The sequence below is a fragment of the Deinococcus indicus genome (genome assembly GCF_002198095.1).
Lineage (GTDB): Bacteria > Deinococcota > Deinococci > Deinococcales > Deinococcaceae > Deinococcus > Deinococcus caeni.
This window is the reverse complement of the sequence record NZ_NHMK01000024.1, coordinates 41,380-67,769: the sequence shown is the minus strand read 5'-3', so window position 1 is coordinate 67,769 and position 26,390 is coordinate 41,380. Positions and strand designations below refer to the sequence as shown.

21 protein-coding genes and 1 tRNA gene are annotated in these 26,390 nt (G+C 71.2%); 9 read left to right on the top strand and 13 right to left on the bottom strand.

The genetic code is table 11. The features are described 5' to 3' along the window. Nucleotides 1-3 precede the first annotated feature (3 nt). The 3 genes from CBQ26_RS15455 to CBQ26_RS15445 form a co-directional block, all read right to left on the bottom strand. Entirely contained in the window at nt 4-3,747 is a 3,744-nt protein-coding gene (locus CBQ26_RS15455; protein WP_088249528.1) for a GEVED domain-containing protein, read from the bottom strand. 65 nt (nt 3,748-3,812) lie between these two features. After that, the gene (locus CBQ26_RS15450; protein WP_088249527.1) at nt 3,813-6,113 is read right to left on the bottom strand and encodes a hypothetical protein; all 2,301 of its coding nucleotides are present in this window, start codon (nt 6,111-6,113) and stop codon (nt 3,813-3,815) included. A 647-nt stretch (nt 6,114-6,760) separates the two neighbouring features. Then, entirely contained in the window at nt 6,761-9,139 is a 2,379-nt protein-coding gene (locus tag CBQ26_RS15445; protein ID WP_088249526.1) for a transglycosylase domain-containing protein, read from the bottom strand. Nucleotides 9,140-9,391: 252 nt separating this feature from the next. Between CBQ26_RS15445 and ttcA the strand changes: the two genes are divergently transcribed. After that, a complete protein-coding gene (ttcA, locus tag CBQ26_RS15440; protein ID WP_088249566.1) occupies nt 9,392-10,282 on the top strand; it encodes a tRNA 2-thiocytidine(32) synthetase TtcA in 891 nt (296 codons plus the stop codon). Nucleotides 10,283-10,385: 103 nt separating this feature from the next. Here the strand turns inward: ttcA and CBQ26_RS15435 are convergent, their stop codons facing one another. The 3 genes from CBQ26_RS15435 to CBQ26_RS15425 form a co-directional block, all read right to left on the bottom strand. Beyond that, complete coding sequence (locus CBQ26_RS15435) at nt 10,386-11,360, bottom strand: acetyl-CoA carboxylase carboxyltransferase subunit alpha (RefSeq protein ID WP_088249525.1); 975 nt, start codon at nt 11,358-11,360, stop codon at nt 10,386-10,388. Further along, the gene (accD, locus tag CBQ26_RS15430; protein ID WP_088249524.1) at nt 11,357-12,211 is read right to left on the bottom strand and encodes an acetyl-CoA carboxylase, carboxyltransferase subunit beta; all 855 of its coding nucleotides are present in this window, start codon (nt 12,209-12,211) and stop codon (nt 11,357-11,359) included. Before accD ends, CBQ26_RS15435 begins: the two co-directional genes overlap by 4 nt. Before the next feature lie 104 nt (nt 12,212-12,315). Beyond that, on the bottom strand, nt 12,316-12,765 hold the full coding sequence (locus tag CBQ26_RS15425) for a hypothetical protein (protein ID WP_088249523.1): 450 nt from the start codon (nt 12,763-12,765) through the stop codon (nt 12,316-12,318). Nucleotides 12,766-12,908: 143 nt separating this feature from the next. On the opposite strand from CBQ26_RS15425, the gene cutA reads away from it, so the two are divergent. Then, nucleotides 12,909-13,232 carry a divalent-cation tolerance protein CutA gene (cutA, locus tag CBQ26_RS15420; RefSeq protein ID WP_088249522.1) on the top strand — a complete coding sequence of 108 codons (324 nt, stop codon included), beginning with the start codon at nt 12,909-12,911 and terminating at the stop codon, nt 13,230-13,232. Between the two features lie 349 nt (nt 13,233-13,581). Here cutA and CBQ26_RS15415 read toward each other — a convergent pair whose 3' ends face one another. The 3 genes from CBQ26_RS15415 to CBQ26_RS15405 form a co-directional block, all read right to left on the bottom strand. Continuing rightward, on the bottom strand, nt 13,582-14,229 hold the full coding sequence (locus CBQ26_RS15415; RefSeq protein ID WP_088249521.1) for a hypothetical protein: 648 nt from the start codon (nt 14,227-14,229) through the stop codon (nt 13,582-13,584). Between the two features lie 224 nt (nt 14,230-14,453). Further along, nucleotides 14,454-14,529 (bottom strand) — tRNA-Trp (locus CBQ26_RS15410). A 76-nt stretch (nt 14,530-14,605) separates the two neighbouring features. Next, nucleotides 14,606-14,827 carry a hypothetical protein gene (locus CBQ26_RS15405; protein ID WP_088249520.1) on the bottom strand — a complete coding sequence of 74 codons (222 nt, stop codon included), beginning with the start codon at nt 14,825-14,827 and terminating at the stop codon, nt 14,606-14,608. Between the two features lie 87 nt (nt 14,828-14,914). On the opposite strand from CBQ26_RS15405, the gene nth reads away from it, so the two are divergent. From nth to CBQ26_RS15390, 3 genes are read left to right on the top strand one after another with little or no spacing between them, the layout of a single operon-like run. After that, nucleotides 14,915-15,589 carry an endonuclease III gene (gene nth, locus CBQ26_RS15400; protein ID WP_088249519.1) on the top strand — a complete coding sequence of 225 codons (675 nt, stop codon included), beginning with the start codon at nt 14,915-14,917 and terminating at the stop codon, nt 15,587-15,589. Beyond that, on the top strand, nt 15,586-16,836 hold the full coding sequence (locus CBQ26_RS15395; RefSeq protein WP_088249518.1) for an MFS transporter: 1,251 nt from the start codon (nt 15,586-15,588) through the stop codon (nt 16,834-16,836). Before nth ends, CBQ26_RS15395 begins: the two co-directional genes overlap by 4 nt. A gap of 36 nt (nt 16,837-16,872) precedes the next feature. Beyond that, on the top strand, nt 16,873-17,595 hold the full coding sequence (locus CBQ26_RS15390) for a zinc ribbon domain-containing protein (protein WP_088249517.1): 723 nt from the start codon (nt 16,873-16,875) through the stop codon (nt 17,593-17,595). A 97-nt stretch (nt 17,596-17,692) separates the two neighbouring features. Here the strand turns inward: CBQ26_RS15390 and CBQ26_RS15385 are convergent, their stop codons facing one another. The 3 genes from CBQ26_RS15385 to hemC all read right to left on the bottom strand — a co-directional run bounded on the left by CBQ26_RS15385 (nt 17,693) and on the right by hemC (nt 19,870). Further along, complete coding sequence (locus CBQ26_RS15385) at nt 17,693-18,658, bottom strand: asparaginase (RefSeq protein WP_088249516.1); 966 nt, start codon at nt 18,656-18,658, stop codon at nt 17,693-17,695. Between the two features lie 97 nt (nt 18,659-18,755). After that, nucleotides 18,756-18,935 (bottom strand): hypothetical protein, encoded by a 180-nt coding sequence (locus CBQ26_RS15380; protein ID WP_088249515.1) that lies wholly within the window; start codon nt 18,933-18,935, stop codon nt 18,756-18,758. Between the two features lie 5 nt (nt 18,936-18,940). Then, on the bottom strand, nt 18,941-19,870 hold the full coding sequence (hemC, locus tag CBQ26_RS15375; RefSeq protein ID WP_078301870.1) for a hydroxymethylbilane synthase: 930 nt from the start codon (nt 19,868-19,870) through the stop codon (nt 18,941-18,943). Nucleotides 19,871-19,985: 115 nt separating this feature from the next. On the opposite strand from hemC, the gene CBQ26_RS15370 reads away from it, so the two are divergent. From CBQ26_RS15370 to CBQ26_RS15360, 3 genes are all read left to right on the top strand, one after another. Beyond that, on the top strand, nt 19,986-21,335 hold the full coding sequence (locus CBQ26_RS15370; RefSeq protein ID WP_088249514.1) for a family 1 glycosylhydrolase: 1,350 nt from the start codon (nt 19,986-19,988) through the stop codon (nt 21,333-21,335). A 116-nt stretch (nt 21,336-21,451) separates the two neighbouring features. Beyond that, nucleotides 21,452-23,272, top strand: a complete 1,821-nt coding sequence (locus CBQ26_RS15365; protein WP_088249513.1) for an ABC transporter ATP-binding protein — start codon at nt 21,452-21,454, stop codon at nt 23,270-23,272. Between the two features lie 61 nt (nt 23,273-23,333). Beyond that, nucleotides 23,334-25,148 carry an ATP-binding cassette domain-containing protein gene (locus tag CBQ26_RS15360; protein WP_088249512.1) on the top strand — a complete coding sequence of 605 codons (1,815 nt, stop codon included), beginning with the start codon at nt 23,334-23,336 and terminating at the stop codon, nt 25,146-25,148. Nucleotides 25,149-25,480: 332 nt separating this feature from the next. Here the strand turns inward: CBQ26_RS15360 and pyrE are convergent, their stop codons facing one another. Continuing rightward, complete coding sequence (gene pyrE, locus CBQ26_RS15355) at nt 25,481-26,041, bottom strand: orotate phosphoribosyltransferase (RefSeq protein WP_088249511.1); 561 nt, start codon at nt 26,039-26,041, stop codon at nt 25,481-25,483. 86 nt (nt 26,042-26,127) lie between these two features. On the opposite strand from pyrE, the gene CBQ26_RS15350 reads away from it, so the two are divergent. Then, nucleotides 26,128-26,331 (top strand): helix-turn-helix domain-containing protein, encoded by a 204-nt coding sequence (locus CBQ26_RS15350; protein ID WP_088249510.1) that lies wholly within the window; start codon nt 26,128-26,130, stop codon nt 26,329-26,331. The last annotated feature ends 59 nt before the right edge of the window (nt 26,332-26,390 follow it).

Genomic DNA, 26,390 nt, shown 5'->3' with positions numbered 1-26,390 from the left:
GCGTCAGCGGATGGTGGTCTGGAAGCAGGTGGTGACTGTCTCCCCGGCGGTCAGGACGCCCAGGTTCACGCTGAGGGCGCCGCTGCCGAAGGTGCCGCCCCCGCCGGTCAGGGTGGCCGATGCACTGGGCAGGTAGGTGGTGGCTGAGCCACGCGTGAGCTTGACGCCGAATCCGGTGCCCGTGCCGGGCTCGTCGGGGTCGTAGGCGTCCAGGCGGGCGGTGACGTTGCCCGGCACGGCGTCCCTGACAACGTACCCGGTCGGGGCGCCCAGGTCCGCGCCGCCCAGGTTGCGGGTGATCAGGCAGTACTCCAGGATCTCGCCGGGTTTGCCGCCGCCGCTGGTGCCGAACGCTGTTCCGGCACTGACGTTCCGCACCTCCTTGCGGACGCTGGTCAGGATCAGGCGGGTGTCGGTGGGGGCCGAGGTGTTGTTCCCGAGCGCCGTCTCGCCGGGCAGGGCGACGCTGGCCGTGTTCTGCACGCGGGTCAGGCCGCCCGTGACCTGCGCCTCGCCGGGCGCGGCGGCCGTGAGGGTCAGGGTCTGCGTGGCGTTCCCGGCCAGGGCCGGCAGCGTCCAGGTGACGGTGCGCGAGGCGCTGTCGTACGTGCCGCCCTGACTGGCACTGGCGAAGGTCAGGCCGGCGGGCAGCGTGTCGGTCACGGTGTACGCGGCGGCGGGGACGGCGGTGGTGTTCGTGACCGTGATGCCGAAGGTCAGGGTCTCGCCGGGCACGGCGAAGGCGGGGGCGGTCTTCGTGACGCTCAGGTCCGTGATGAACGAGACGGGCACGGTGTACGTGGCGGGGGTGGTGTCGGTGGCGCCGTTGTTGTCGGTGGCCGTGAAGGTGAACGTGGCGTTCCCGGAGAAGCCGGGGGTGGGCCGGAAGGTCAGCGCGGAGGCCTGCGCGGGCGTCAGGGTCGCCCCGGCGGTCACGGGGGTCAGGCCGTCCGCGAACAGCAGCGTGCCCTGGGTCGCCAGGGGCAGCGTGGAGACCGTGAACGACTGGATGGTGCCGCCCGCGAGGTCCGAGGCGCTCAGCGGGGCGATGCTGGCCGTGCCGGTGCCGGTCAGGACTGCGGTCGTCACGTCGAGCGCCGTGGGCGGTACGTTGCAGCCCTTGGCTTTCAGCATGAAGTCGTCGAACAGGACCACGTCGCCGGGGTAGGGGGTGCCGTTGTCGTAGCCGGTCGCGCCGGGCGCGTACGGGTACACGCGCACGTAGTAGGTGGTGGCGGGTTGCAGCGCGATCAGGGTGTCGGCATTCCAGTGCAGGAACGTCTGTGCGTAGGCGCCCTGGTTCGAGTAGGCGGCGGCGTCGGCGGTGCTGGCCAGTCCGTTGTCGAAGCTGATGGCAGCCCTGAACACCGTGGGGGACGTGAAGGCGGCGTTCGTGGCGATCTCCAGGCGGACGCGGTACGTGCCGGTCGCCTGCACGTTGCCGGGGCTGCTGTAGACCATGGCGCCCAGGCCGTACAGTTCGACGTGCTGCCCACCGAAGCTGGAGGTGGTCGTGAAGGCGTACTGGAGGTACTTGCCGGTGTTCACGCCGGCGTCCAGGGTGCTGCGCCGCAGGTTCAGGTCGTAGGAGTTGATGGCGGCCGTGACGCCCGTGACGGCCTCGTTCGCGGCGGACGCGCCGACCGCGCCGGCCGGGTTGTTCGCGGCGGGTTCGATCGCGCCGGCCGGGCTGGTGCCGCCGCTGCCGTTGTGGTCCCAGCGGGCGAAGATGTCGGCGTAGGCGTTCGTGCCGGGGTTCGGGCGGCACAGACTGGCCGGGAAGGGATCGGTGGGCGTGGGGTTCACGGTGTTGGTGTCGGTGGCGCTGTCGTTGCCGGGAGTGGGGTCCACGGTTCCGGCGGGCGCGGTGATGGTGGCGACGTTCGAGACGCTGCCGGTGGCCGTCACGTTGGTGGTCAGGGTCAGCTCGTAGAACTGCCCGCTGTTCAGGGTGGGCAGTGCGTACCCGGCCTGCAACTGGGCGGTGGTGGGGGTCGTGCCGGACGTGCACTGGCCCGGCGTGCCGGAGCAGGTCAGGTTCAGGACCGTCAGGCCGCTCACGGCCGGGTCGCGCAGGACGGCGCCCGTCACGCTGCTGGGGCCGTTGTTCGTGACGCGGATGGTGTAACTGGTGGGGGTGTTCGCGTTCACGCTGGTCACGCCGTCGGTCTTGGTGACACTCAGATCGGCGGCGGGCGTGATGGTCAGGCGGTAATCCTCGACCTCGCCGCTGTCCAGACGGCCGGTGGGGCTCTGCACGCCGGTCGCGTCGTAGCTGGCGCGCAGGCGCACGTAGTTCGTGCCGGCGCTCAGGCCGCTCAGGCCCGACCAGTTCAGGGTGACGCTGGTCGCGCCGGACGCGAACGCCGCGCAGGCCCGTTCGGACGCGACGTTCCCGAACGTACCGCCCCGGTCGAAGTCGATCCAGCCGCACACCTGCCCGGCGGCGCTGGCCCCGCTGATCGGGACGGTCAGGGCGTAGCCGGTGGTGCTGGCATGGATGGCCGGGAACGTCGTGACCGCGTCCTCGTCGGCACCGTCACCGTTCGTGCCGGTGTTGTCTGCACCAGCCGTAACAGCACTGGGGCTAGGCGTGACGGCCGTGCCGCCGTTCAGGGTGCCGGGGTTCTCGGCGTCGATGGTCGCGCCCAGTTTCAGGTCGCCCAGCACGTGACTGGCAGCGGCCACCGGGTCGTAACTGGCGGGCGCGTCCCCGAAGTCCTCGGAGACGCTGAGCGCGAAGTTGGTGGCGTCCGCGCCGATGCTGGCGTTGCGGGTCGATCCGGCCGCCAGGTTGGTGTCGTACCCGGCGATGGGGTACACGCGGCCGGGCGTGCCGGTCAGGACGCGCACGATGGTCATGGACACGTCGAAGTTCAGCTGGGTGTACGTGCCGCTGACCTGCACGCTGCCGCACCCGGCGGCCAGTCCGGTGGCGGGCGTGCAGGTGCCCTGGATGTAGTCGCTGCCGGAGCGGAACGCGGCGGCCCCCAGTTGCGGCTGTCCTGCGACGGTGGTGATCGCCAGGTTGGCGGGCGTGCCGAGCAGGGTCATGCTGCCCCCGGCGTTCGTCAGGCGGAAGTTCGTGGCGATCCCCCAGGCGTCCACGGCGGGCGAACCGATCGCAGAGTTGCCGCCCAGGCCGGACAGGTGCAGCACGGGATTGGTGACGGGCCGCGTGAACGTGACGGTCAGTTTTCCCCGGCTGCAGGTCGCGGCGCTGTCCAGCGCGCTGCTGGTGGGGTAGCAGGTCGTGTCGGCGTAGAAGCGGATGAACTGCACCTGGGTCGTGTCGTTCGGGTTGGTGACGGAGTAAGTGGTGAACGATCCGTTCTGGCGGGTGTCGCGGGTCAGCAGCGCCACGCCTTCCACGTCGCTGGTCGTGAAGCTCGGCGAGTACCCCACGTACGTTCCGGCGCGCGCGTTCATCGCGGTCTTGATGGCGCCCCCGCCGTCGTTCACGTACAGGGAGTTCTGGTTGGCGGCCGTGTCCCGGGCAGCCGTGAAGGTCGTGCCCAGGCCCGAACGGAAGGTCGCGGAGGCCGTCCCGCCGGCGTAGTTGCTGGCGGTCGTCTGGAAGGTGCCGGCCGTACCGCTCCAGGTGGTGGCGGTGGGACTCAGGTCGCCGACGATCTGGTAGGCCCCGGCCGGGCCGGGCGCGGTCAGGGCGGCAGCGGTCAGGGCGGCGGCGGTCAGCAGGGCGCGCCAGATCGGGCGGTGGGGGTGGTGGGGGGTCTTCGTCGTCACGGGCCACTTCCTTGCGTGCTGGGAATGTGAGGGTCACGGGCCGGGCGGGCGGGTCACTGCACAGTTCACTGCACCGTGACCACGAAATCCACCGTGAGGGTGCTGCCGGGCGCCACCGGGTCGGGCAGGTTGTTGCTGTCGGTGTCCGGGGCGATGTCGATGACGGTCCCGGCGGGCAGTCCGGCGGCGGGGGGCGTGGCCGTCCAGGTGCCGGTGTTGCCGCCGACGCGGTAGATGGTGCGGGTGGGCAGCGGGTTGACGGTGAAGCTTTTCAGGGTCGTGTTGGTGGGAACGGTGTCGCGCAGGAACATGGGCACCGGGGTGTTGTAGTTGTTCCGGGCGATGATGCGGTACGCGATGTCCTCCTGGGTGCGGGCGCCGGTCAGGCCGGTGGCGGTGTACCCGGCGGGATTGTCGATGCCGTTGCGGGGGTCGCTGCCGGCCGTGACCCCGGCCTTCGCGGCGAATTTGGCGACGGCGACGTTCCCGGTGGGCGTGACGCGGATCAGGTCGTTGGCGTCGGTGACGCTGGTCCGGCTGTAGTTGCCGCTGGCGGTCTGGGTGACGGTGTAGTCGGCGGCGCGCGTGCCGGCGGGGACGGTCACGGCGGCCACGAAGGCGCTCTCGCTGCCGGCCGCCAGGACGGGGGTGATGAAGGTGTGGTAGTCGGGGCTGGCGGGGTCGGTGTTCAGGCGGGGCAGCAGGGTGGTGCCGTCGGCGGCGTAGTACTGGACGGGCAGGGTGGTCGTGGCGCCCGTGACGGCGTCGGTAACGGTCACGCTGCCGCGCAGGGAGTAGCTGTCGTTGTACTGGCCGTTGTTCACGACGTCCATGGGGAAGGCGGCGGTGGCGTCGGTGCTGACGCTGCTGCTGCCGTCGGTGGCGGCGCCGCCGGGGTCCACGCTCTGCACGGGGGCGGGGGTAGCGACCGCGCCGAGGGCTGGGGTGGTGTCTCCGAACTGCGCGGCGGGCGGCACGACCGTGTCGCGGGTGGAGTTGTTCGAGATCAGGTCGGCGTCGCTCAGGGAGTCCGCGCCGATCAGGACACTGTACGAGGGGATGGCGGCGCTGTCGTCGGGGTCGGGGAAGGTGACCTCGGTGCGGTACACGGCCTGGGTGCCGCTGGGGACGATCAGGGTGGGGTACGTGGCGACCGTGGGGTTGGCAGGGTCGGTGGAGGGCAGGATGACGCTGCCCGTCACGGGGTCCAGGAAACGGACGGTCACGCCGGTCGCGGTGTTCGTGAAGGTGCCGGTGGCGGCGTTGAAGGTGTAGGCGGGGTCAGCGGTGCCGTCGGCCAGCGCGGGGAACAGCTGCACGCGGTCGTCGAGCACGCCGCCGTTGGACAGGGTGTTCGTGAACAGGACCGTGTCGGCGGTGGTGTTGGCGTCCGCCTGCGGGTACGCGATCTGCTCGTCGCCGGAGATCCGGGCGATGGGCGTGCCGCCGGGGGTGGGGTCGGTCGCGGGCGCGCCGGGCGTCACGTAGCCGCTGCCGGGCAGGACCGGGGCGGGCGTGGCGCTTGTGCCGGCCGGGACGGTGGGCACCGTGACGCTGGTGAGGGGTGGCAGCAGCGCCGGGTTGCCGATGGGCGCGCCGACCGAGTCGACGGGCGTGGTCGCGCCGCCACCGGCGGCATTGTCGAGGCTAGGGGTGTACACGGTGACGCGCGTGAATTGCAGGTCGGTGTCCACCGGCTCGGCCTGTTCCTGGTTGGTGGTGCCGCTGGCGTAGCCGTTGCCGGGCGTGACGAGCGGGTCGGCCCCGGCGGTGCCGAGCACGGTGCCTTCCGGGGACGCGCCGAACACACTGGTGGGCGTGATCTGACCGGGGTTGGTGGGCAGGGTGATGACCTGAACGATCCGCACGCGGCCCTCGTCGGTGCCGCTGGTGGCGGGGTCGTCGGCGGGCACGGTCACGGCGCTGCCCTGGGGGATCTGGCTGCCGCGGCTGCCGTCGGGGTTCACGAGGTAGTACTGGACGGTCGCGCCGGGGTCGCTGCCGGTGGTGTCGGCGTTCAGGATGATGTCCAGCGTGACGTTCCCGTTGTTCAGCAGGGCGTGGTCGGTGGTGATGACCTGTCCGGGGACGGCGTTGGCGGTGACGACGGTGGTGGTGCCCAGCACGGTCTGCGTGCCGCCGTCGGTGGCGCCGCTCAGGTAGGTCACGTCGAAGTCGGGTCGGGGCAGCACGACGGTGGTCACGGTGTTGGAGACACTGCTGAGTTGCGTGTTCGTGTCGCGGGGGTCGGGAAATTCGGCGCTGGCGGTGTTGGTGATGGTGGTGCCGGCCAGGGTCCCGGCGGCGGCGGCAGAACCGGCGGCCAGGGCAGCCAGCAGGGCAAGGATGCGGGGTGCGGATCGCATGGTGGTTCCTCCGGTTCTGCGGGTGGGCGTGGACTGTGGGTCAGCCCGGCGGGAGAGGACGACGGCAGCCACCGGGGGAAGGCGGCTGCGACACGAGGCGTCTTGCTGGACGTCTCATGAAGGGTAGGCCGGTGGTTCTTACCTCTCGGTTGCGGGCCGAAATGGTTAAAGGCGCCGCGCCGGTCGTTTCCGGAGTGACGGCAGCGCGGCCCACAGGGGGCCGAGGGCCTTCATGTGGCCCGTGTAAGAGGGCCTGTCAGCAACATGAAGGCCACCTTCATCTGAAGCTCAGGCGACAGGTCATGGACCCGTCAGGGTCGTCCAGCACGGCATGAGCCTCATCTGCCGTTCATTCGCAATGTCCGGGGGCGACTCCGCGACAGGACGCGCCCGACCGCCGAAACCGGCGCCGTTCACGGGGGGGAGGGGGCATCCGGGGGAAGGCCCGGCCTCCGCTCTCATCCGGACTCCGATTGAATGGGCTGCAAAGCCCGCCGGGTCCGAGCGGATGCGACTCGGAGAGCTGCCCCGCAGAGAGGGAGCGACACGGGTTCCGGATTGTCGGCGCAACAAACGGCGGTCCGTGTCATCCCTACTCCACGGCGCCACTCTGCGAGGGAATCCCCCGGCACGCCTGAACCTCGCGGTCAGTCCAGCGGGAGGATCTCGTTGACGGGATCGGTGGTGTCCTGGCCGTCCGGGATGCCCGGATCGCTGGGAATCGCGCCCGGATCGGCAGGGTCCGGTTCAGGGATGAAGCCGGGATCGGGTTCGGTGGGCAGCGGATCGGGCGGGTCCTGCACCGGGACGTCCGGGGTGGGGGCGGGCGTGACGGGTTCGGGCGTGGGGGCGGGGTCCGGTTCGGGCGGCGTGGCGGGAATGACGTCTGTGGGGGTCGGTTCGGGGGTGGGTTCGGGGTCCGGAACCGCGATCTCGGCGGGGGCGGGGGTGGGGTCCGGTTCGGGCGCGGCCGGCTGGGCGGGGGCGTTGCGGCGCGGGAAGAAGCCGCCGGTGCGCGCTCCGTTGCCGTCACGGGCGACGGGTGCGCTGTCGGCGTCGCTGTCGCGGAAGGCCATGTTCACCTGCCGCACCACGCGGTACGTGATACCGGACGGTTCCGTGAAGGTGCCGGGGGTCTGCCCGGCCAGCGCGCCGGCGACCGCCCGCTGCCAGATGGGGGTGGGAATCTGACCGCTGAGCGCCCAGGAGGGCAGCGGACCGCCCTCCTGCTTCCCGACCCAGACGGCGCCGGCGACGGTGGGGGTCACGCCGGCGAACCACAGGTCCTTGATGTCGTTGGTGGTGCCGGTCTTGCCGCCGACCGGCCAGCCGGGAATCTGCGCGCGGGTCGCCAGGCCGCCCTGGGCGGGGGTCAGGTCGTTCACGACGCCGCGCAGCATGTCCAGGCCCAGCCAGGCGGTCTGGGCGTCCCACACGCGTTTCGGGGTGGGGGCCGGGCGGGTGTAGATGACCTTGCCGCGCGGGTCCTCGACCTTGCGGACCAGGGTGGGCGCGTAGTACAGGCCGCCGTTCGCGAAGGTGGCGTACGCGGCGGCCATCTGCAGGGGGCTGGCTTCCAGCGTGCCGATGGTCAGGGACAGGCCGCCGTCGGGGGGCGGGGTGAGGCCCAGGTCGCGCAGTTTCGCCTCGAAGGTGGGAATGCCGAGTTCCTGCCCGATCCTGACGGTGGGCAGGTTCAGGCTGTGGTCCAGCGAGTAGCGCAGGGTCACGTACCGGCCGGTCCAGCGGCGGTCGTAGTTCATGGGCTGGTACGGGCCGCTGATGGGTGCGTCGAGGACGGTGTCGCTCTGCTTCCAGCCTTTTTCCAGGGCCAGGGCGTACAGCAGCGGCTTGATGGAACTGCCCACCTGCCGGCGGGCCTGCGTGGCGTTGTTCCAGTCGCCGGGGCGACCGTCCGTGAGTTTCTGCCCGACCAGGGCCAGCACCTCGCCGCTGTCCGGGCGGACCAGGGCGGCGCCCAGCGTGGCGCCTTCCGGCAGGTCCGCGCCGCGACTGGCTGCCTCGGCGGCCGCCTGCGCGGCGGCGCTCATGCCGGTGTAGATCTTCCCGCCGCCGTACAGGGCCTTGCGGCCGATCAGGGGCAGCAGTTCCTTCTCGACCGCCTGAAGGTAGAACTGGTTGGGGTAGAGGCGCGCGCCGCCCAGCAGGTTCATGTTCTCGCCCAGCCGGGAGGGGCGTTCCAGCACGGCCGAACGCAGCGTGCCGTCGTCGTTCCAGCCGATGCGCCACCCGGCGGGGTAGATGGGGGTCTTCCAGGCGGCGTTCGCCTCGGCCTGCGTGATCTGGCCGTCCTCGACCATGCGCGAGAGCAGGTCCTTCATCAGCGGCCGGAATGCCCGGAATTCCTTGTAGCGCCGGTTCGGGGCGGGAATGATCGTGGCGAGGTACACGCTCTCGGCGAGGTTCAGGTCGGCGGCGTTCTTGCGGAAGTACGCGTTCGCGGCGCTGCCCGCCCCGATGATGTCGCGGCTGCCGCCGTCACCCCAGTAGATGACGTTCAGGTACGCGTTCAGGATCTGGTCCTTGTTGAAGTTGCGTTCCAGCTGGAAGGCCAGAACCGCCTCCTTGAACTTGCGTTCGGCGGTGCGGGCGCCTTCCAGGTCGGCCAGCAGGGTGTTCTTCACGACCTGCTGCGTGATGGAGCTGCCGCCCTCCAGGTCGTTTTCCAGCACGCCCTTGACCAGCCCACGCGCGATGCCGATCACGTCCACGCCGCTGTGCGTGTAGAAACGGCGGTCCTCGCTGGTCACGACGGCCTTCTGGAGCCACGGGCTGATCTGCGAGGCTTTCAGCAGGTCGCGGTTCACGCTGCCGCCGCTGCTGAGGCTGGGCGACAGCGTACCCACCAGACTGCCGGCCCGGTCGTACACGCGGGTCTGGCCGCTGTACTCCAGCACGTCCAGGTCCGAGACGCTGGGCAGGTCCCGACCCCAGGCGTACCACGCGCCGCCCACTCCCGCCGCGACGACCAGCAGCGCGCCGCCCAGAACACCAGAGAACCTCATCCGGCTCACTGTACCGGGCGGGCGGGGGGCCGCGCCGGAACGGCGTCACGGTCAGCCGGGGCGGGAGGGGCAGGCGTCATGCGGGGCAGTATGCCGCCGCCGGCCGCCGCGCGGCATCCCCCCAAAGCATGAGCGGCGCGTCAGGAAGGCCGGAACCGCCGCCCCGCACGCACGCCAGCCGCGGGCCGGCCCACCCCTGATCCGCCCTTCGTACGCCCCGCCGCCGAGCGGGTAGGATCGTGGGTGCGCGCCATGACCCACTCCCCCACCCCACCCGCACCCACCACCGATCCCGCCCGCCTGCTGGCCCCCATCGTCCGGGCGGCCGGGCAGGCCGTCGGCGACTACCGCATGATCGAGAGCGGCGACCGCGTCATGGTCTGCCTGTCCGGCGGCAAGGACAGTTACACGCTGCTGGACGTGCTGCTGCACCTGCAACGCAAGGCCCCCATTCCGTTCGAGCTGATCGCCGTGAACCTCGACCAGGGCCAGCCGGGCTTCCCGACCGACGTGCTGCCCCGCTACCTGACCGGACTGGGCGTGCCGCACAGCCTGATCCGGCAGGACACGTACAGCGTGGTCAGGGAGAAGACGCGGCCCGGCAAGACCACCTGCGCGCTGTGCAGCCGCCTGCGCCGGGGCGCGCTGTACCGCCACGCCCGCGAACTCGGCGCGACAAAGATCGCGCTCGGCCACCACCGCGACGACATCCTGGAGACGCTGTTCATGAACCTGTTCTTCGGGGCGCGCCTGAAGGCCATGCCGCCCAAACTCCAGAGCGACGACGGCACGAACGTCGTGATCCGCCCCCTGGCGTACGTGCCCGAGGCGGACATCATCCGCTACGCGCACGCCCGCGCCTTCCCGATCATTCCCTGCAACCTGTGCGGCAGCCAGGAGAACCTGCAACGCAAGGTGGTCGGCGAGATGCTGGCCGGCTGGGAACGCGAACATCCGGGCCGCCTGACGAACATCGCCCGCGCCCTGACCCGCGTGTCGCCCAGTCACCTGATGGACCCCGCCCTGTTCGACTTCGCGTCCCTGAGCGTCACGCCCGCCGAAGGCGACCGGGGCTTCGACCCCGACGACTACCCACAGCGCGAATTCCTGAGCGGCGTGCAGGAACTCGACATGCTGGGCTGATACGGACGGCTGAACGGCCCCGCTGACGGAGACGACCACGGGGCCGCGCACCCTTCAGCGCGCGGCCCCGCGCCCTGCGGAATGGGCGTCAGGTCGTTGGGCGTCAGGTCGTTTCGGTGTAAGCACCCAGGCGGCGGAAGCGGGCGGCGCGGCCCGTTTTCAGGTCGGTGGGTGACTGCGCCATCAGGTCGCGCAGGTGCCGGGTCACGGCCTCCCCGACGGCCTGGGCGGCCTGCTGCGGGTTCAGGTGCGCGCCGCCCTCGGGTTCCGGGATGACTTCCTCGACGATTCCGAGTTCCAGCAGGTCCGGGGCGGTCAGGCGCAGCGCCTCGGCGGCCAGGGGGGCCTTGCTGGCGTCCTTCCAGATGATGCTGGCCGCGCCTTCTGGCGAGATCACGGAGTACCACGCGTTCTCCTGGATCAGGACGCGGTTGCCCACGCCGATGGCGAGCGCGCCGCCCGAGCCGCCCTCGCCGATCACGACGTTCACGACCGGCACGCGCAGGTTCAGCATGCGGCGGATGCTCTCAGCAATGGCCCAGCCCTGGCCGCGTTCCTCGGCTTCCAGGCCGGGGTAGGCGCCCTGGGTGTCCACGAGCGCCACGACCGGCAACCCGAACTTGTCCGCGAGGTCCATCAGGCGCACGGCCTTGCGGTACCCTTCCGGGTTGGCGCTGCCGAAACGGCGTTTGATCTTGCTTTTCGTGTCGCGGCCCTTCTGTTGCAGCAGCAGCATGACGGGCACGCCCTGCCAGCGCGCCGGGCCGCCAATCAGGGCCGGGTCGTCGCCGTAACGGCGGTCGCCGTGCAGTTCCGTGAACTCGGTGCACAGGTGCTCCACGTAGTCCAGCGCGGTGGGGCGGCCGGGCGCGCGGGCCAGCTGCACCCGTTCCCAGCGGGTCGGGTCGCCTTTCGGGGCGGGCGGCTGCGCCGGGTTCTGGGCGGCGCGCAGGCGGTCCACCTCGGCGCGCAGCGGCGTGATGGCCGCGTCGAGGTTCTGCCCGGTGCGCTGCGCGGTGACTTCCAGGTCCCGCACGCGGGCCTCGAGTTCCTTCAGGGTGTCGATGGGGGCGGTCACGCGCTCACCTCGCGGCGGGTCAGCAGGCCCAGCAGGGACGCGAGGTACTCGCGCTGCTCGCGGCGGTCCACGACGGCGTCCACCATGCCGTGCGACAGCAGGAACTCGGCCCGCTGGAACCCGTCCGGGAGGCTCTGGCGGATGGTCTGCTGGATCACGCGCGGCCCCGCGAAACCGATCAGCGCGCCGGGCTCGGCGACGATCACGTCCGCGATGGTCGCGAAACTGGCGGTCACGCCGCCGGTGGTGGGGTCGGTCAGCAGGCTCACGTACGGCAGGCCCTGCTCGGCCAGCGTTTCCAGGGCGACGGTGGTCTTGGCCATCTGCATCAGCGACAGCGCGCTTTCCTGCATGCGCGCCCCGCCGCTGGCGGTCACGATGACCAGCGGCGTGCCGTGCCGGGCGGCGTGCTCGGCGGCGCGGGCGATCTCCTCACCGACCACGCTGCCCATGCTGCCGCCGGAAAAGGCGAAGTCCATGACGGCCAGCGTGACCGGCACGCCCAGGATGGCGCCGGTCCCGGTCAGGATGGCGTCCGGGCGGCCTGTCTTCTTCTGAGCGCGTTTCAGGCGCTCGGGGTAACTCTCGGTGTCCTGGAAGGCCAGGGCGTCGGTGGGCTGCACCGCACCGGACAGCTGCGTGAAACTGCCCTCGTCGAGCAGCACCGTCACGCGCTGGGCGGCGTCCAGCCGCAGGTGATGCCCGCACTTGTGGCAGACGAACGCGTTCGTTTCGAGGTCGCGGTTGTACAGCCCCTCCTTGCACTTGGGGCACTGGGTCCAGAGATCGGGCATGTCCGCGCCACCCTGCTGCTGTGGGCGGCGGCGGCGGAAAAATCGGTCAAGCGCCATGTGGTGAGTCCTCCCGGATATGCATCCTTACCCGCGCATTCTAGTGGCCCCCCGCACCGCAGTCTGCACCGGGTCCAATGCTGCCCGGCACGCGCCCGCCCGCCTCAACCCAGTTTGCTTTTCAGGTAATCGTCCATCTGCGCCAGCTGAAGGTTCACGTCCTTCTGCAGGGCGTCCACCCGCCCGGTCAGGGCCGACACGTCCGCACCGGCCCCGCCACGCGCCGCCTCCAGCACCCGGAACCGCTCGTCGAGGTGGGTCTGCAACTGCGCGAAACGGCTGCCTTCCTGCTGGTCCAGACTGACGCGCAGCGCCTCCATGTCACGCAGCAGCTTGGCGCTGTCCGCCTGGGCGCGCAGGCCCGTGATGCCCGCCCAGAAGTAGAACACCAGGGTCAACAGGGTCGCCACGATCAGCAGGATCAGGCCCATCGGCACGCCCCGGTAGGTCACGAAACCCAGGCTCAGCGTGTGGGGGAACATCAGGGCGTTGGTGTTCAGCACGGCGAAGATCGCCAGGAGTACCAGCGCGATGATCAGGACAATGGTCCGCATACCCGCCAGCGTAACACCGCGCCTCTCATGAAGGTCCAGGCGGGCAGTTGCGGGAACGTTCACGCTCCGGCCCCCCCCACCCGCCGCTGCCCCCACCGCGCCGGCTGGTGCGGGCCGGGCGCAGCGGCGTATGCTGCGCAGGTATGTCACTCGTCGTTCTGGTCACACTTCCCCCCGAGCGGGCGCATGACCTGGCCCGCACCCTCGTCGCCGAACACCTCGCCGGCTGCGTGAACGTCGTGCCGGGCCTGCACAGCGTGTACCGCTGGCACGGCGAGGTCGCCGAGGACCCCGAGAGCCTGCTGCTGATCAAGACCAGCGGCGAGAAGTACCCGGACCTGGAAGCCCGCATCAAGGCCCTGCACCCCTACGAGGTGCCGGAAATCATCGCGTTGCAGTACGACCGCGCCCTCCCGGAATTCCAGAGCTGGCTGCGCGACGCCCTGAGCACCCCACCCAGAAGCTGACCTGAACTCCACCCGAACAGGGTGGCTAGGAGACAACCGCCCCTCCGGGCGCGCCGCTGACAGCCCGGCGCCCGTCCGGACGGACAAACCGGCAGCGCCGCCCACATGCAGGGGCGGCGCTGTCTTCGGATAGAGCGAGTCATCAATGGTGCGGACAGGCTCATCACTTCAGGGCAGACCAGCGATGAGCACGCTCTGTTGACCCCTCCCCCTTGAGGGGGGAGGCTGGGAGGGGGTGAGCAGGAACGGCGTCACAGAAGACGTTTTCCGTGCCTATCCCCTCTGGCGCTTGAACAGGATCCGCACCATTGATCATACGGGTTCCGTCGGAGTCCGTCTCAGGCGGGGTTCAGCTGAAGTTCGACAGGATGACCTTCACGCCGCGCAGCTTGAAGGACATGGTGCAGCCCGCGAGGCTGTTCTGGTCGGCGCTGATGGTGGCGTTCAGGCTGGCCTCGTTCGCGCCGCCCTCCGTCAGGGTCTTGATGAAGGCGTCACTCTCGGCCGAGGTGGCCTTCAGGCTCGCCTGGGTGTCCGACACGGCGTAGGTGGCGCTGCCTGCCGCCACTGCGCTGCGGGTCAGGGTGAAGGTCACGTTCGGCTGGCTGGAGAAGCTGGCCTTCCCGGCGGCGTCCCTGACTTCCAGCTTCAGGGACTTGAGGGTCACGGCGACCGTGGCGGGCGCGGCGACGGTGCAAGGGCCCATCACGACGGCTTCGCTGAACCCGGCCTGGAATTCCACGCCGTGCGGGCGGATCCCGAAGGGGATGTTGTCGGGGAATTTCACGTCGTCGAAGGTGCTGCCGTTGGTGCTGTAGCTCACGTCGCCGCGCACGGACTCGATGGTCAGCGGGGAGCTGGGGGCCAGGACCTTGCCGTCCAGTCCGGCCGGATTCTCGACCGTCTGCGGGGGCACGAGGCTCCCGACGATCTTCCCGCAGCTGGCGAGGGTGGTGGCGAGGGTCAGGGCGGCGATCAGGGGCAGGGTGCGTTTCATGGGACTCCTTGTGAGGCAGGACCGGGCGGGGGACGGAGAAGCGGCGCGTGAGCGCAGGCCGGAGCGCGTGGGCTGTCCGGCAGCGAGGGCAGTCTAGGGAGCCCTGCGCCGCGCGGCTGAGGAGCTTTTCACAGCCGCCCTTCATGACGTGACGGCCCGCCGCCTGAAAGAGTCCTGTCAGGGCGGCATCAAGAAAACCCCCCGCGCGTGGCGGGGGTGTTGTGTGGCGGGCCCTGCAGGACTTGAACCTACGACCCTCGGTTTTGGAGACCGATGCTCTACCAACTGAGCTAAGGACCCTTGCGGTCGTGCGTGGGGCACGGGCGCATGCAGAGTAGCAGAGCCGTACGGGGTGCGCAAGTGCGCGGGGCGTGGGTCAGATCAGGCCGCCGCCCAGCAGCAGGCGCAGCGCGCCGAGCAGGGCGACGACGGCGTTCAGGGTGATCGCGCCCCGGTCGCGGGCGAGGGAACCGAGGATCAGGCCCAGCACGGCGGGCGGCAGCACCAGCAGCCAGTTCAGCCAGCCGAGCAGCGGAAGGAAGCCCAGCACCAGGCCGATGGCGGCCAGGATGCCCAGAATCAGGGAGGCGAGTCTCATACCTGTGCATACGCGCCCTGACCGGCGGGGGTTGCGTGTCTGTTCCGCGCGGACGGGCGTGGGGGGTGGGGTGTAGCTTGGGCTGCGATGACCGTCACTCCTTCCAGATCCACTCCGGCGCGGTTGCCGGCAGGCACGCGGGCGCGGGCGCCGCAGGTGCTGGGCGCGCTGGAGGCGCTGTACCCGGACGCCCGCACGGAACTGGAGTTCCGCACGCCCTTTGAGCTGCTGGTGGCGACGGTCCTGAGCGCGCAGGCCACGGACGTGAGCGTGAACGCCGCGACGCCCGCCCTGTTCGCGGCGTACCCGGACGCGCAGGCCATGAGCGCGGCGCAGCCGGAGGACATCGAGCCGTTCATCCGCCGGATCGGGCTGTTCCGGAGCAAGGCGCGCAACCTCGCGGCGCTGGCGCGGCTGCTGGTCGAGCGGCACGGGGGCGAGGTCCCGAACGATTTCGCGGCGGTCGTGGCGCTGCCCGGCGCGGGCCGCAAGACCGCGAACGTGGTCCTCAGTAACGCGTTCGGGTACCCGGCCATCGCGGTGGATACGCACGTGGGGCGACTGGCGCGGCGGCTGGGCCTGAGCGTGCAGACCAACCCGGACAGGGTGGAGGCGGACCTTCAGAAGCTCTTTGCGCGGGGGAGGTGGGTGTTCCTGCACCACGCGCTGATCCTGCACGGGCGGCGGGTCTGCGCAGCTCGCAAACCGGCGTGCGGGGCGTGCGTGATGGCCACGTTCTGCCCGAAAGTGGGCGTGGAATGAGCGCGCCGGGGCGGGGGCAGTCGTGGCGGTTCTCGCGGCAGGTGTGGCTGTTCCTGGCGGCGGTGTTCTCGTTCGGGCTGTCGCAGGCGTTCACGGGACTGTTCCTGAACTTCTACCTGCGGGCGCTGGGCCTGGGTCCCGAGTGGCAGGGCCTGATGAACGCCCTGCCGGCCGTGACGCTGGCCGCCCTGAGCCTGCCGGCGGTGGCGCTGGCGCGGCGGATCAGCAACGCCCACACCCTGAAGGTCGGGGCGGTCCTGAGCGTCGTGGGGACCGTGCTGCTGGCCGCAGCGGGCGGGCCGGTGATGGTGATCGCCGGGGCGCTGGTGCAGGGGGCGGGAGCGGCGCTGACGGTCGTGGCGTCCTCGCCGTTCATGGCGAACAACAGCGACGAGAGCAACCGCGTGACGCTGTTCAGCGTGCAGAACGCCCTGATGACCGGCGCGGGCTTCCTGGGAAACCTGCTGGGCGGGCAGGTGCCGGGCCTGTACGCCGCCTGGACCGGCACGCCCGCCGACGGGCTGGGGGCGCTGCGCACGGCGCTGCTCGTCGCGGCGGCGCTGCAACTGGCCGGGCTGCTTCCGGTACTGGCCCTGAAACCGAGCGGCAAGACCACCCGCGAGGGCCGCAGTTTCAGCATTCAGGACAAGGGCACCATGGCGCGGCTGGTCGCGCCGAACATCCTGGTGGGCCTGGGGGCCGGGGCGACCATTCCGTTCCTGAACGTGTTCATCGAGGGCAAGTTCCAGATCAGTTACGCGGGCCTGGGCACGCTGTTCGCCTGGACGAGTCTCGCCACGGCCGCCACGGCGCTGCTGCAACCGCTGCTGGTGCGGCGCATGGGGCCGCTGCAGGCAGTGCTGGTCGTGCAGGCCAGTTCACTGCCGTTCCTGGCGGTGCTGGGCTTCGCGCCGAGCCTGTGGCTGGTCACGGCGGCGCTGTTCACGCGCGGCGCCCTGATGAACGCCGCCGGGCCGGTGTACAGCGCGTACGCCATGAGCGCCCTGCCGGAACGGGACCGTCCCATGTACTCGGCCGTGAACGTGATCGCCTGGAACTTCGGGTGGGCGGCCAGCAGCGCCCTGTCGGGCGTGGTGCGCGGCGCGCTGCCGTTCACGCTGGCCTTTGAGCTGCTGTTCGCGTGGACGCTGCTGATGTACGCCGGGAGCGTGCTGGCCATCTACCTGGGCCTGTACCGTCACGCGCGGCGGAACGCGCCGGCGCCCGCCGCTCCTCCGGCCGCGTGACCCCTTCACCCGGCCGGGGGGGTAGACTGACCAGTGATGAGTGACTCCTCCCCCCTTCGCCGCCTGCACCACGTTCAGGAACTGGATCTGAACCTTGATCGCCTGCGCGACGAGGAAAGCAACATTCCTGACGAGCTGCGCGCCGCCCGCGCCGAGCAGGAACGCCTGAACAACGAACTCGAGGACACCGAGATCACCCTCGAGGGCATCGACAAGCGCGTGCGCCAGCAGGAACTCGACCTGGCCGGCACCCGCGAGCAGATCGCCCGCGCCGAGGAGGAACAGGAGAAGAACGCCTTCGACGCCCGCGCGCAGTCGCAGTACGGCAGCCGCATCCAGATGCTCAGCGAACGCGCCGACGAGATGGAAGAGGACCTCGTGCCGCTGCGCGAGCGGCAGCGCGAACTGAACGAACGCGCCGCCGACCTGCGCGCCCAGCACCGCGCCCTGCGCCCCACCCTGAACACCCTGGAAGAACAGGACGACGCCCGCGTGCAGGACCTGCGCGCCCAGGGCGAGGCGGACCGTCAGGAACGCGCCCGTCTGGTGGGCGAACTCGACACCCGCACCGTGCGCGAGTACGACATGATCCGCCGCGCCAAGAAGGGCCTGGGCGTCGTGGAGATCAAGGCCGGACGCTGCAGCGGCTGCAACGTGAACCTGCCCGTCAACGTGCAGCAGAAAGCCGCGCTGGGCAAACTGCCGCCCGTGAAGTGCCCCAGCTGCGGCCGCTTCCTGATCCGCCTCGATCTGGCGTAAGCAGACCGGACAGCACCCCCACCCCGCCGCGTGGCCGGGTGGGGGTCTGCTTTGACTCCTCGCTGTGGCCCGGCACGCAGGGCCCAGCGCACCACCTTCAGAACTCGTCGCGTTCGAACACCGCGCGGATCTGCTCGCGCGTCAGGCCCTGGCCGAGCAGGATCAGCAGCAGCAGGCGGGCCTTGTGGGCGTTCAGGAAACTGGCGGGAATCGCGCCGGCCTCGACCAGGGTGGCGCCGCCGCCCGCGTAGCCGTACACGGGCAGGACCGGCCCGGCGTGCGTGCGGGTGGCGATGATCACGGGCTTATCGGTCGCGCGGATCAGGGGGAGCAGTTCCGCCGGGAGGTTCCCGGTGCCCAGCGCGGCGATGACCAGCCCGTCGGCGCGCGCCTCGGCCTCGGCGTAGCCCTCGCCGGTCCAGCCGGCGTAGGCGTACAGGATCTCCACGCGGGCGTTCAGGTGCGCGGGGCGGTACGTGGCGCGCGGTTCGGGCCGCGCGAAGTAGTGCAGGCGGGGCGTGCGGCCCTCGCGGTCGATGCGGCCGATGGGGCCGGGGTAGCCGCCGAAGGCGTCCACGGCGGTCGTGTGGATCTTGGTGACGGTCCGCGCGTCGAAGATGTCCCCGCCGATCACCACGAGCGGCCCGCGCTCGCGGCTGCTGGGGTGCAGGGCGACGTGCGCGGCGTCCAGCAGGTTGGCGGGGCCGTCCCAGCTGACTTCCTCGGCGTGGCGCATGCTGCCGGTCAGGACGACCGGGACGGGCACGTTCAGGGTCAGGTGCAGCGCGAACGCCGTCTCCTCCAGGGTGTCGGTGCCGTGCGTGACGACCATCCCGTCGTGGTCGGGGGCGAGCGTCTCGATCAGCGCGGCCAGTTGCCCCATGTGCGCCGGGGTCATGTGGGGGCTGGGCAGACTGAAGGGCTGCACGTCATGGACCTGCACGCCGTCCAGGCCGGGCACGCTGGGCGCCTGCTGGGGTGTCAGGCCGCGCCCGTCGGGGCTGGGGCGGCTGGCGATGGTGCCGCCCGTGTGAATGACCGCGAGTCTGGGTGGGGTGGACATGTCCGTGATGCTAGAGCAACCGCGCCCCGCCGCTTCCCGGTCTGTCCGGACGGGAGCGGCGGGGCGCGGCCTGCGGGGGCAGGTTCCGGGGGCCGGGTCAGCGGCGGCGCAGTCTGGCCCACACGAACGACAGCCCGAACACGACCAGCGTCAGGGGCAGTTCGGCGATCAGGGCGGAGTTCAGGGGCGTGCCGGCGGACGTGCGCTGCCACAGGCCGATGGCCAGCCACAGCAGCGCGGCGGCCAGGGCGATGGCCAGCGGGGGCAGGCGGTTCATGCGCCTCAGCTGCGCGCGGCATCGATCAGGGCCTGGGCGCCCTGGGCGAGCATGTCGCCGGCCAGTTCGGCGCCCATGTCGGCGCACTCGCCGGGGTCGCCCTGCGTGGTGGCGCGGATGACCTGCGAGCCGTCCAGGGCCGCGACCCAGCCTTCCAGGGTCAGGATGCCGCCCTTGACGCTGGCGTGCGCGCCGACCGGGGCCATGCAGCCGGCGCCCAGGCCCGCCAGGAACTCGCGTTCGGCGGTGATGCGGTCGTCGGTGGTGTGGTCGTGGATGGCGTACGCGACCTCGATGGTCAGGTCGTCGTCCGAGCGGGTCTCCAGGGCCAGGGCGCCCTGGCCGGGAGCGGGCAGCATGATGTCGGGTTCCACGAACTCGTCGATGCGGTGGCGCATCTCGGTGCGGATCAGGCCGGCGGCCGCGAGGATGATCGCGTCGTACTCGTCACCGGCCAGCGCGGCGAGGCGCGTGTCGATGTTGCCGCGCAGGTCGATGACCTGCAGGTCCGGGCGGTAGGCACGCAGGAACGCCTTGCGGCGCACGCTGCTCGTGCCGATCCGGGCGCCCTGCGGGAGGTCCGCGAGGCGTTTCATGCCTTCCTTGCCGATCAGGACGTCACGGGCGTCCACGCGGCGCGGAATCGAGCTGACTTCCAGGCCTTCGGGCTGCTCGGTGGGCAGGTCCTTGAGGGAGTGGACGGCGATGTCGATGCGTTTCGACAGCAGCGCGTCCTCGATTTCCTTGACCCAGAAGCCCTTGTCGCCCTTCTGAGCCATGGCCTCCAGACTGCCGCGGTTGCGGTCGCCTTTCGTGCTGATGGTCTGAATGCGGAAGTCTGTGTCCGGCCATTCTTCCTTCAGGCGGCCAACCACCCACTGGGTCTGTGCGAGCGCGAGAGTACTGCCGCGCGTTCCTACCGTCACCATCCGCATAACCCGCACATTATACGGGTTGCGGGGTGAGGGGCGTCCCGGATGCGGCGCGCTCCCGCCCTGCGGCGGCGTCCGGCCTGACCGGCGGGCCGTTCCCAGCGTGCAGAATGCAGGCATGACTTTCCCGGCAGGGTTCGTGTGGGGCGCGTCCACGGCGGCGTATCAGATTGAGGGGGGAGGTGGTGGTGGTGGCGCCACCGGAGGGCCGGAGGGCCGCGAGGGCCGGGGCAGCGTGTGGGACCTGTTCAGCTGGGCGCGGGGCGTGCCGGGCGGCGAGGCGGCGGGCGGGCACGCGCGGCGCTGGCCGCAGGATCTGGACCTGCTGCGCGACCTGGGCGTGGGCGCGTACCGGTTCAGCGTGTCGTGGTCGCGGGTGCAGCCGGGCGGACGCGGGCGGTTCAGCGTGCCGGGCCTGGCCTTCTACGACCGCCTGACCGACGAGCTGCTGGGCCGGGGCGTGCAGCCGTGGGCGGCGCTGCACCACTGGGACCTGCCGCAGGCCCTTCAGGACGGGGGCGGGTGGCTGGCGCGCGACACGGCGTACCGGTTCGAGGAGTACGCCTCGCGGGTCGCCGAGCGCCTCGCGGACCGCGTGTCGGCGTTCGTGACGCTCACGGACCCGTTCACGGCGGTGGCGCAGGGGTACGTGCGGGGCCGGCACGCGCCGGGGCTGCGGCTGGGCCTGGAGGCCTTCGCGGCCGCGCACCACGCGCTGCTGGCGCACGGGCTGGCGGTGCGGGCGCTGCGCGAGGCGGGCGCGCGGCAGGTGGGAGTCGCGAACGGGTACGCCCCGGCGTGGCCCGCCACGGACCGCGACGAGCGCGCCGCGACCCTGATGGGCGCCCTGCGCGGCGACCTGTTCACGGACCCGCTGCTGCGCGGCGGGTACCCGGCCGCCCTGCTGAACCTGCTGTCCGAGCGGGCGCCGCAGGTGCTGGAGGCCGTGCGGGCCGGTGATCACGCGGTCATGGCGGCGCCGCTGGATTTCCTGGGCGTTCACTACACCCAGCCGGACTGGGTGCGGGCCGGGCGGGGCCTGCTGGGCCTGGAGGTCGGGACCGTCCCGGACCGCGAGCGCACGGCGTCCGGCGCGTCGGTCGTGCCGGAGGGCCTGACGCAGACGCTGACCGGCCTGAAAGCCCGCTACGGCGACACCTGCCCGCCGCTGATCGTGACCGTCGGCTTCGCCGGGGCCGCCGACACCGACACGCCGGACGACGGGGGCCGGGTGCGCGACGACGCCCGCATCCGCTTCCTGGACCGGCACCTGGAGGCCGTGGCCGACGCGCTGACGCAGGGCGCACCGGTGCGGGGCGTGTTCGTGCACAGCCTGCTGGACGGCTTCGAGTGGGACGCCGGGTACCGCCTGCGCACCGGGCTGGTCCACGTGGATTTCGGGACGCTGGAGCGCACGCCCAGGGACAGTTACCGCTGGCTGCGCGACCGGCTGCGGGCGCAGGGGTAGCCCGGCAGGGGGAGCCGGCCGGGGGAGCCAGCCCGCCACCTTCCGGGGTCCGGTCAGGACGGACATGCGCCACTCGGCGGATGCGCCGCTGCGGGCATCCGACCTAGCCTGTCAGGATGACGGCGTCTGCTTCCACTTCTTCCTCCTACCCGCCGGACGCGCCCTCACCGGGCCGGCCCTCGACGGCGCTGGGGGTGCTCGCCACGTACCTGGGGCCCCTGAAATGGCAGGTGCTGGCGCTGGCGGCGCTGCTGCTGACCGGCACCGCCCTGAACCTGACCCTGCCGCAGCTGCTGGCGCAGTTCGTGGACAACGCCCGGCTGGGCGCCGGGGCCGACCCGGCCCTGCTGGCGCAGCTGGCCGGCGTGTACATCGCGCTGGCGGTCGGCGTGCAGTTCATGACGGCCGGCGCGACGTACGTGGGCGCGCGGGTCGGCTGGACCGCCACGAACCGCCTGCGCGCCGACCTGATGGACCACCTGCTGTCGCTGGACATGCGCGAACACAAGGAACGCACGCCGGGCGAGATGATCGAACGCATCGACGGGGACGTGACGGCCCTCAGCAACTTCTTCTCGCAGTTCGCGGTGCGGGTGTTCGGGGCGGCGCTGCTGCTGACCGGCGCGCTCGTCATGTTCTTCCGCGAGGACTGGCGCGTGGGCCTGGGCGTCACGACCTTCACGCTGCTGACCCTGTACGCCATGAACCGCGTGCGGAAACTGGGCGTGGAACCCACCCGCCTGGAACGCGAGAGCAGCGCCCGCCTGTTCGGGTTCGTGGAGGAACGCCTGACCGGCCTGGAGGACATCCGCAGCCTGGGTGCCGGCGGCCACCACCTGAACCGCTTCCTGCGCGTGCAGCGCGAGTTCTTCACGCGGTCCATCAATTCCTGGCGGCGGCGCAGCGTGGTGTGGCAGCTGAGCATGCTGCTGTTCGCCGTCGGGTACGTCGGGGTGCTGAGTACCGCCATCGGCCTGTACGCCGCCGGGAGCATCACGCTCGGCACGGCGTTCCTGCTGTACCAGTACATGACGCTGGTGGAGGAACCCATTGACCAGCTCACGCAGCAGCTTCAGGACCTCCAGAAGGCCGGGGCGAGCATCGGGCGCGTGTCGGAACTGCTGGCGCTGCGGACCGCCGTCACGGGCGGCAGCGTGCCCCTGAGCGACGGCCCGCTGGCGCTGGACTTCCGGGACGTGTCGTTCACGTACGCGCCCGAGGACCCCGAGGCGCGCGGCGTGCTGAGCGGCGTGACCTTCCACCTGCCCGCCGGGCAGACCGTCGGCCTGCTGGGCCGCACCGGCAGCGGCAAGACCACCCTGACCCGCCTGATCTCGCGCCTGTACGACGCGACCGCCGGCGAGATCACGCTGGGCGGCGTGAACATCACCCACGCGCCCCTGAAGGACCTGCGCCGCCGCGTGGCGGTCGTCACGCAGGACGTGCAGCTGTTCCAGGCGAGCGTGCGCGACAACCTGAGTTTCTTCGACCCGACCGTCACGGACGAGCAGGTCGAGGCGGCCCTGCACGAGGTCGGCCTGGGCCTGTGGCTCTCGCGGCTGGAACAGGGTGTGCGCACCCCGCTGCCCACCGGCAGCCTCTCGGCCGGCGAGGCGCAGCTGCTGGCCTTCGCGCGCGTCCTGCTGCGCGACCCGAGCGTGATCATCCTCGACGAACCCAGCAGCCGCCTCGACCCCGCCACCGAGGCCCTGCTGACCGCCGCCATGACCCGCCTGCTGAGCGGCCGCACCGCCATCATCATCGCGCACCGCCTGGACACGGTCGCCCGCGCCGACCGCATCCTGGTCCTGGGCGGCGGCGAGGTGCTGGAAGACGGCCCGCGCGCCGACCTGGCCCGCGACCCGCACAGCCACTACGCCGCCCTGCTGCGCGCCGGAACGCTGAGCGAGAACGCGCCGGAAGGAGTGCTGGCATGACGGGCCGCACGGCCTGCCCACTGCCCGCCCCCCGCGCGCCACGCACCCCCTGGAGTCCCGCATGACCACCTCTCCCCTGCCGCCCGCGCCCGCGAAGGAACGCACCTTCGCGCTGTCGAAGGAACTGTTCCGCTACAAACCCGGCCTGTTCGCGTTCAACCTGCTCATGTGGGGCATGGTGCACGCCAGCCCCGCCCTGCTGACCCTGGCCGTCAGCGGCGTGTTCCGCCACCTGGAGGAAGCCGACGCCCTGCGAACCGGCGGGCAACCCCTGAACCCCGCCATCGCCGCCGCGTGGGTGGCGCTCGGGTGGTTCGCGTTCGTGCGCCTCAGCCGTTTCGGGATCTTCTACGGCGCGTTCCGCGCGTGGATCGAGCTGTGGTACACGCTGGACGCCCTGGTGCGCCGCAACCTGCTGGGGTACCTGCTGACCGCCCGCCGCAGCCGCCGCCTGCCCGACACGCCCGCCGAGGCCGTCAGCCGCTTCCGGGACGACGTGGACGACGTCGCCGGGTACACGGAAGTCTGGGTGGACGGCGCGGGCTTCGTCGCGTACTCCCTGATCGCCATCACCCTGATGGCCCGCGTGGACCCCCTGATCACGCTGCTGGTATGCGCGCCGCTGCTGCTGATGATCGCGTTCGTGCAGCGCCTCTCGCCGACCATCCGCACGTACCGCCGCCGCATGCGCGAGGCGACCGCCCGCGTCACGGACTTCATCGGCGAGACGTTCGGAGCGGTCAGCGCCGTGAAACTCGCCGCGCAGGAAGACCGCATGGTCGGCCACCTGCGCGCCCTGGGAGAAACGCGCCGCCACGCTGCCCTGCGCGACGTGCTGCTGACCGAACTGATCCGCGGCGTGAACACCAACATGGTCAACCTCGCCGTCGGCCTCGTGCTGCTGCTCGGCGCGAACAAGGTCCGGGGCGGCGCGCTTGACGTGGCCGACTTCGTACTGTTCATCGGCCTGCTGCCCCGCCTGACCGGCAGCATGGGCTTCTTCGGCGACGCCATCGCCCGCCACCGCCGCACCGGCGTCAGCTACGACCGCATGACCCGCCTCCTTCAGGACGCCCCCGACACCACCATCGTCGCCCACCACGACGTCCACCTGACCGCCGACCCGCCCGCCCCCGACCCCGCCCCCACCCACATCCCCCTGCAGGAACTGCGCGTGCAGAACCTCAGCGCCACGCACCCCAGCGGCCTCGGCGTTCACGACATCAGCTTCACCGTCCGGCGCGGCGAGTTCATCGTCATCACCGGCCGCATCGGCAGCGGCAAGAGCACCCTGCTGCGCGCCCTGCTCGGCCTGATCCCCACCCAGAGCGGCCACACCTACTGGAACGACCAGCCTATCGACGACCCCGCCACCTTCCTCGTGCCGCCCCGCAGCGCGTACACCGCCCAGATCCCCAACCTGTTCAGCGACACCCTGCAGGAAAACATCACCAGCGGCAGCCCCGACACCAACCTGAGCCGCGCCGTGAAACTCGCCGTCCTCGAACCCGACCTCGACAGCCTCGGCAGCGGCCTCACCACCCCTGTCGGCGCGCGCGGCGTGAAACTCAGCGGCGGACAGATCCAGCGCGCCGCCGTCGCCCGCATGCTCGCCCGCGACGCCGACCTCCTCGTCTTCGACGACGTCAGCAGCGCCCTCGACGCCCGCACCGAAGCGCAACTCTGGCAGGGCCTCGCCAGCACCGACGCCACCTGCCTCGTCGTCAGCCACCGCCGCGCCGCCCTCCTGCGCGCCGACCGCATCCTCCTCCTCCAGAACGGCACCCTCACCGACCACGGCACCCTCCCCGAACTCCTGGAACGCAACGAAGAAATGCGCGCCCTCTGGCACGACGACGCAGCAGACGGCGAGTAAGGAGTGGGAAGGGAGGCTGCTTCGCAGCGGCACACAGCTGCTTCGCAGGACCCATCTGCTTCGCAGGACCCCTCAGTCAGCTTCGCTGACAGCTCCCCTCAAGGGGAGCCTTGAAAGGCGAGCGTCGTCGCCACCCGGCCCGTCGTGCGCGCAGCGCGCGGGGCGGACGCGACGGTGGCGAAGGATGGCGTGTGAGGCGTGGCCGTCCCCGCCCAACACCCGCCACGAACGCCCGAGAAATACCTGCCCAGTGCCAACGAAAGCCCCCCGTCCCCCCTGGGGATGGGGGCTGGGGGGTGGGGAAACACGCAGGCGGCAACCCCCAGGAACCCTCAGATCTCCTGCAAGGGAATGGCCGCCAGCCACGCCGGAACCTCGTCCGGGGCGTACGTGTCGAACACGAGCCGCGTGAGGGACACGAGCGGGTAGCCCTCCAGATCACCCTCGACGGGGCGGCGGTCGACGATGCAGGCGATGGCGGCGCAGTGGCCTCCGGCGGCTTCGGCGGCGCGGACGGCTTTGAGGACGCTGCCGCCGGTGGTGAGGACGTCTTCGACGGCGATGAAGGTCTCGCCGGGCTTGATGGTGAAGGCTTCGCGGATTTTCATGCCGCCGTGGCCGTCTTTCTCGGCGAAGATGGCGCGGGTGCCGTAGTGGCGGGCGGTTTCGTAGGCGAGGACGACGCCGCCCATGGCGGGGCCGATGAGCAGGTCGGCGTGGACGCCTGTGTCTTTGAGGCGCTGGGCGAGGGCCTGTCCGATCTGTTCGGTCAGGTGAGGGTGCTGGAGGAGGGTGGTGCTCTGGAGGAATTTGGGGCTGTGGCGGCCGGAGGCGAGGAGGAAGTGGCCTTCGTGGTACGCGCCGGCCTGCTGGTAGAGATCCAGGACGTTCATGGGGGTCAGTATTTCATCCTGGGCGGCCGTGCCGGTTGGGGGGCTGGGTTCCATTGCGTGGGGGTGGGGTGGGGGCATGATGGTGCATGGATTCGGTGACTTTTCCGGGAGCGGTGGCGGTGGGAGCGCGGCGGCGTCTGCTGGGGATTTCGCTGGTGGCCCTGGCGCGGGAGGCGGGGGTAGCGCCGGAGGTGCTGCGGCGGCTGGAGGCGGGTGAGTACGATCCGCGGAGCCTGCATGTGGCGGCGCGGCGGGTGCTGGCGCGGCGGCTGGACATCACGCTGGAGTGACTGGCGGGGTGGGCGTAGGCGTGCTGGCCGATGCGCGGGGCTGGCGCGGCGCGGTTGAA